At 43.3% G+C, this 6,877-nt stretch carries 4 protein-coding genes; all 4 read left to right on the top strand.

Annotated features, from left to right (window positions below):
* Nucleotides 1–1,107 precede the first annotated feature (1,107 nt).
* The 4 genes from NV381_RS33975 to NV381_RS33960 all read left to right on the top strand — a co-directional run bounded on the left by NV381_RS33975 (nucleotide 1,108) and on the right by NV381_RS33960 (nucleotide 6,870).
* Nucleotides 1,108–1,965 (top strand): carbohydrate ABC transporter permease, encoded by an 858-nt coding sequence (locus tag NV381_RS33975; RefSeq protein WP_258217738.1) that lies wholly within the window; start codon nucleotides 1,108–1,110, stop codon nucleotides 1,963–1,965.
* A 49-nt stretch (nucleotides 1,966–2,014) separates the two neighbouring features.
* On the top strand, nucleotides 2,015–3,586 hold the full coding sequence (locus tag NV381_RS33970) for an extracellular solute-binding protein (RefSeq protein ID WP_258217737.1): 1,572 nt from the start codon (nucleotides 2,015–2,017) through the stop codon (nucleotides 3,584–3,586).
* 133 nt (nucleotides 3,587–3,719) lie between these two features.
* Nucleotides 3,720–5,897, top strand: coding sequence for an AraC family transcriptional regulator (locus NV381_RS33965; protein ID WP_258217736.1), 2,178 nt, complete (start codon nucleotides 3,720–3,722; stop codon nucleotides 5,895–5,897).
* A 31-nt stretch (nucleotides 5,898–5,928) separates the two neighbouring features.
* A complete protein-coding gene (locus tag NV381_RS33960) occupies nucleotides 5,929–6,870 on the top strand; it encodes an ABC transporter permease (protein WP_258217735.1) in 942 nt (313 codons plus the stop codon).
* The last annotated feature ends 7 nt before the right edge of the window (nucleotides 6,871–6,877 follow it).

Genomic DNA, 6,877 nt, shown 5'->3' with positions numbered 1-6,877 from the left:
ATTTCCCCATGCGACTTCAACCTCCTGTGGTAGGGTAGGTATAGATTGAAGCTCTTTGTCAGGTGCTTCGTATCTTCGATAGTTGCTGGGGATTTCCCTTCTTTAGTGGATTATATTACACGCCAGACTATATACGTTTTCAGCGAAGCTTAACAAGTCTGATATTGCAAAAAAAGTTACCTCCAATACACGAATATTTCTGGTGAATAAGGATAATGCTTTGATGAATATATGATGCGGATTATTTTCCATGGTGAGATTTATTTTATGTTTTTATAGTCATAGTTAGTCTTTTGGCCACTATCCCCTTTGCTCAGTAAACCAGTTTCAAATAGATAGAGTCAGCAAGTGAAGGTGAGGCTTCAGACTGTTCGGGATAAGATGAGACACTAAAAAACGCAGCTCACACTCGTGCAAAGTTATATAGAATGTTTGATTGAGGTTCATTTGGAACTTTTGGGGTGCGGTAAAAAAAGGGGATAGCGGTTAAAAGGGATTTCGTACTGAATGAAGGGGATAGTGGTTAAAAGGGATTTCGTACTGAATGAAGGGGATAGTGGTTAAAAGGGATTTCGTACTGAATGAAGGGGATAGTGGTTAAAAGGGCTTGCGTACTGAATGAAGTGGATAGTGGGCAAAAGGGCTTGCGTACTGAATGAAGGGGATAGTGGGCAAAAAGGATTTCGTGCTGAGTGGAGGGGATAGTGGCTAAAGGATTTTCGTGCTGAGTAAAGGGGATAGCGGTTAAAAAAGGATTTCGTGCTGAGTGAAGGGATAGTGGGTAAAAGGATTTTCGTGCTGAGAGAAGGGGAAAGTGGCTAAAGGGATTTCGTTTTGAGTAAAGGGGATAGCGGGTAAAAGGGATTTCGTACTGATCGAAGGGGTTAGTGAATATAGGCACGCCAAATATGATCAATAAATACAACAGCGAGCGAGCCTCCGCCACAAAACGTGTATGAAATCAAACATCATGTATCATTTCCCTCCAAATTTAGTTAAAAGCAAGGATGTAAACATAAATACAAATAGTGACTCTGGTCCAGTTCATTCTATGTATGCCAAAATGATAGCGTATTCATTTGTCTCAGGCGTAGGAGGTGAAGTTAATTGAGGATAGCAAGAGGCGGAATTTTTGATGTTTTTAACCTGGGATTTCTGACTTTCATAACATTGATCATGTTGTATCCACTGTGGCATGAGTTGGCTTTGTCGTTAAGCTCTATGGAAGAAGCAATGAGAGGAGGGGCCTTTTTCTGGCCGAGATCATTTACGCTGGATGCCTACAGAATGGTGCTTGGCAACGACTATATATGGGTAGCGTATGGTAACAGCATATTCATCATGGTTGTAGGGACTGTAGTCGGCGTTTTATTAACGGCCATGATGTCCTATCCGTTGACCAAGGAAGAAATGCCGATACAGAAATGGATCCTTGTACTTGTTCTATTTACAATGCTGTTTAGCGGGGGAATGATACCTACCTACATCTTAGTGAAGGAATTGGGCCTGATTAATTCGTTGTGGTCTTTAATATTGCCTACAGCTATATCGGCTTTCAACATTATTATCATCATGAGCTTCCTTCGTACGCTTCCCGTGGAGCTGGAGGATTCGGCGATGATTGACGGGGCTAATCCGGTTCGTATTTTTTTCTCTATCGTGCTACCGCTTTCCAAGCCGGTTCTGGCTACAGTCTCGCTATGGGAGGCCGTCAACCTATGGAATAATTATTTGCAGGCGCTCATTTATTTGACGGATAAAAGCAAATACACACTGCCGCTCATGTTAAGGGATGTTATCAATGGGCAGGTGACGGCGCGAATGACTGGAGAGCTGACGGGCTCGTCTGTTGACTCGGTAGTCGCGGCAACGATTATCGTAGCTCTTATCCCCATCCTGTGTATATACCCTTTTTTGCAAAAACATTTTGTGAAGGGTGCTATGCTAGGTTCTGTTAAAAGCTAAATGCTTATAGAAGTTTTTTTCTTTCGAAAAACGATAAGGAGGAATAATCATGAAGAGCAGGTTATGGATAAGCTCGCTTGCATTCATCTTTACAGCATCATTAGTGGCTTGTTCGGCAAATAATGGGGGGGGTCAGCAGACACCCAAACCAGGCGAGACCGCGGCAAAGGATAATAAGGAGAACAAGGAGCCGGCCGTTGCGCAAAAGCAAACCTATAAGATATTCCGAAATTTCGGCGCTCCTGAATATCCAGCCGATGGTGGCCGAGGTAAGAAGGAAGTATTGGCTGCTCTAGATAAGGCAGGACTCAAAAATATCGATTTCAATGTAACTCTAGCCAGCGGAACGGAATACTACACCAAATTAAATTTATTCGCTTCGTCTGGAGAGCTGCCTGATTTCTTCAATGTAGATATTCCGTCCTTAACACGGTTCGCAGATGAAGGCTTGATTATACCGTTGGATGATTTGATCAAGAACTCCCCCAACATTCAGAAGCTGATTAAACAATCCGATCTGGAAGCGCTGAAGTATAAAGGCAAGGTGTATGGTCTTCCTGTGGGCTACCGGCCGGAGCCGTTTAATGGTCCGGATACTAACGGATTCACTGTACGTCAAGATTGGCTGGATCAGCTCGGTTTAAAGCAGCCGAAGACATTGGATGAGTTCTACAAGGTTCTGCAAGCATTTACGAATAACGATCCGGATAAAAACGGCAAGAAGGACACTTACGGATTAAGCGCAGCTAAGCCGGCTAATCCTCAATTGACCCCTTTCTCGGCCATTTTTGGAGCGTACGGTATTATCCCGGCTTTTTGGCATGAAAGGGACGGTCAGCTCAAGCAAGGAATGGTGCTTCCGGAAGCGAAGGAAGTGCTGGCCCTTCTGCAAAAATGGTTCAAAGAAGGCTTGATTGACCCGGAATTCGTTATTATGGAGACGAAGCAGCTGGAAGAAAAGGCTATTGGCTCTAAGGTTGGTATTTTTGAAGGGAGTGCATTTAACGTTGATCCTAAGCAGCCTATTAACTTATCGATGAAGAAGGCAGTGCCAACCAGCAACCTACAGATCTTAGCCCCCCCTGTTGGACCCAACGGCAAGCAAGGATGGCCTGAAAATGCACCAGCCTACAATGATATAAGAGCTATTTCCGCTAAAACCAAAAATCCCGAGCAACTGATGAAATTGATCGATTGGTCGGCTACCGAGGAAGGATTTCCTCTTGTTACCTATGGAGTGGATAAAGAGCACTACACCTTTGATAAGGCCAAGAACCGCGTCGAAATGAAGGTTCCTTCTTACTCAGAGTTATATGCGCAAGGATTCTCCAATCCGATTCGATTTATTCAAGTGGTTGACCGCCGTTGGATGACGGAAGAGGCTTTGGGAGCGATGGAGACAACGAATAAGTACACGGTGAAGAACCAATTCTGGAAAACGACTCAGGCTATGCTGGATTACCCGGATTTACCTAAGCTGTGGTCCGAGTATTACTCTAAAATTGTCACAGGTACGTGGTCAGTGGATAAGTGGGATGAATTCGTAACCAAATACTATAGCCAAGGTGGAAAAGCCATTGAACAGCAGGTAAATGAAGAATGGAAGAAGAAGGGCAAGTAAGCTGACGGTTTAACGGTCAACTTCCCTTACCCTAAAAGAGAAGAAGGAATATTCCCTTAGGCATAGAACATAGAAGATATTGAAGCGCTTTCATGTTCTGGACGCCGTTTAGCGCGGGTGAGGGGGGTTGCAGGTGGATCGCAAGCGTCGAACATCGTATTTCTGGAAAATATTTTTATCATATTCGGTGATGATCATGGTTCCTGTCATCATTATCAGTATTTTATATTACTTGCATCTGGCTTCACAGAAGCAGCAGGAATACGAAAAGAATGCCAAAACAGACTTGGATTTTCTGTATACGCAGACCCGAATGGTTGTAGATAATATCAATCATTTGGCGATGCAGCTGGCAATGATACCGGATCTAAATGCCAAGCTGGTAAATCCGTTTAAGTATGATATATATGATTTTAATCTGCTGAAGGAAAATTTGAGGGATCAGATTTCGACGAATAAGCTGTTTTATTCGATCTACGTTTATTTCAAATTAAACGACAAAGTGCTGACGACGAATGAGGGTTTTTACAGTCCGTCCAATTTTTATGACAGAGAGTGGCTTCAAAGTATTCAAAAGCAAGGTTCAGAGCCCAACGACTACGAGATCAGACGAATTCAGAGCAGCATGGATCCCGAAGTTGAAGTGATCAGCTTCAGCCGCCCCCTTCCCATTACAAATAAAGAGGCGTTGGGCAATTTAATCATTAATGTAAAGAAAGATGTATTCTTTGATGCACTATTTCGGTTAACGAACTCGACTTTAGAAGATGTGTACATCATTAATGGAGTTACGGGGCGAATCGTCTACGGCAGGAATGAGGCAAATGATCTATTTAAGGAAACGCGGTTTGAGGGCTCATCCGGATCTGGCTTAATAACAAGCGGTCAAACTCAATATATTACCAGCTACGAAAGGTCGAGGTTCAATTCGTGGATTTTCGTGAAGGCTGTCCCTTATGTTACGTACGAACGAGATATGGAGACAGTCAAGAGCACGATAGTCAACGTATCTGTGGGAGTTATTCTTTTGGGCTGGATTCTTTCCTATTTAATTGCTTTGAAAATGTACCGCCCCTGGAAAAAAATGATCCGTGAGAATGAAGAAATCAAGCTGACCATGGAGCAAAACAAACCTATTGTCAGAAACCGTCTTATCTACGATATTCTTAACAATCATGTCATGGAATTCAAACAAATACCAGCTGCTCTGTATCAGAGTAACGTACACTTTCCATACCTTAACTTTGCGGTTTTGTTAGCTGTCCCTCATTTTGTGGAGCATAAGGTGACTGACAGCAGCTTGAGACTGCTCGCTTTTAGTACGATTGAAACGGCATTAATGAAAAAGCTGCCTATTGCCGGAACCTTGCTGGATCATGGTCAATTCGGATTTATTCTTAATCTGGAGCAGGCGGGGCTCAATGATTCTACTCAAGCTCAGCTCATCAATTACTTGCGTGAAACTAACGAAATGCTGCAGCTCGAATGCCAGGTTTCCCTTCAATTTTCGGTGGGCCGATGCTATGAATCGCTGGATAGTGTTCATCAGTCGTATGCTGAAGCTAAACGTGTAATGAGCTGTAAAGCCTTATTTAATAAGACGGATGTGGTTTTTGTACAGGAAATGGAGGGGGATAATCGGTTGGAATATCCGCTTGCTGTCCAAAAAGAGCTTGCGCATTACATTATGGGGACGGACCGGCAGAAAGCAGACAGCTGTGTTTCAGAGTTTTTTACAAACTATGTTTACAACGGCAGCTACCCACGTGAAAGATTACTTGAAATGATTGTGATGCTGATTAGCAGTGTCAAGAATGAGCTCTATCAGGAGGGTTACGATACAGCCATTTCATCCAATTTATTGGACTTGAACGGATGTGCTAATAATGTGGAGCTGGAGCAGTTCATTTACCAGTATATTCATGCATTGATTGAGCGGCTCAAGCAGCAGCAGGAAGGGATGAACTACAGTCTCTATATAGCCAAAGCTATTGAATTTATCGAAGTTCATTATGCAAGTAACATATCTATTGGCGATATTGCCGGTTATGTGGGCATAAGCGGAAACTATTTAAGCAGGGTTTTCAAATTGGAGACCGGTAAACCCCCACTTGAATATCTAAGCCGGTATCGCATTACACGAGGCATCGAGCTGTTGAAGGGAGAATCGCGTTACTCGCTGCAAGAGGTAAGTCAGCAGGTAGGCTATCATGACGCTCATAGCTTCATCCGTTTTTTCAAAAAGTACGAGGGGATCACTCCAGGGGAATACCGAAAAAAACTGCTGGAGAAAAAAACGTCTCGCGTCTAAGGAAATAAAGAACATCCGGGAGGTGACTGGGATGAGAATCAATAAGGCCTACCCCTTATCGGGAGGGGGTATTTCAACTCGCCAATCTGTGCTCTGGAAGCTGGTGGTGAAGTACAAATATTACTATTTACTAATGCTTCCGGGTTTGATTTATTTTCTTGTATTTAAATACATTCCAATGATCGGTATCCTGATCGCGTTTAAGGATTATAAGCTATCTTTGGGTGTGATGGACAGTGCTTGGTCCGGAATGAAGTGGTTCCGGATTTTGTTCGAAACGGAGGATTTCTGGGTCGCTTTCACCAATACCATTATTATTAGTTTTTACAGACTTATTTTCGGGTTTCCTGCACCCATTATATTGGCTTTGCTGCTTAATGAGGTGTTCAGTAATGGTATCAAACGGCTTATCCAGACTATCGTCTATTTTCCGCATTTTCTCTCCTGGGTTGTATTGGGCGGCATGATGTTTACACTCCTCTCGCCTAGCACCGGCATTTTAGCGGTGTTCGGTATGGAATCATCGCCGATTATGCAGCCGGATAATTTCCGTTCGCTGCTCGTGTGGTCAAATATTTGGAAGGAGGCTGGATGGGGAACTATTATTTATTTGGCTGCTATAGCGGGAATAAATCCTGAGTTATATGAGGCAGGCCGAATGGATGGAGCCAGCCGGTTTCAATTGGTTCGTTATGTCACGATACCGTCCATTGCCAACACCATCGTTATTTTATTGATTTTACGTACAGGCCATATTTTATCTGCGGGTTTTGATCAGGTGTTTATTTTATACAATCCTTTGGTATATAGCGTGGCGGATATTTTGGATACTTACGTTTACCGGGTCGGCTTGACGATGGGAAGATATTCACTGGCTGCTGCTGCGGGTTTGTTCCAATCCGTTGTCGGATTGCTTATGCTGTTGTTCTCCAATTGGCTGGCACGAAGAATGGGTGGAAGTGGATTATGGTAAGTATTGA

This window comes from Paenibacillus radicis (ex Xue et al. 2023) (genome assembly GCF_024722015.1).
In the GTDB taxonomy this organism is placed as follows: Bacteria; Bacillota; Bacilli; order Paenibacillales; family NBRC-103111; genus Paenibacillus_S.
Note: the sequence above shows the minus strand (reverse complement) of the source record. Positions and strands in the feature narration are given on the sequence as shown.

Bases quoted from the DNA above. Each gene is read 5' to 3' on its own strand.
- NV381_RS33970 (WP_258217737.1), top strand. From the start codon at position 2,015: ATGAAGAGCAGGTTATGGATAAGCTCGCTTGCATTCATCTTTACAGCA.
- NV381_RS33960 (WP_258217735.1), top strand. From the start codon at position 5,929: ATGAGAATCAATAAGGCCTACCCCTTATCGGGAGGGGGTATTTCAACT.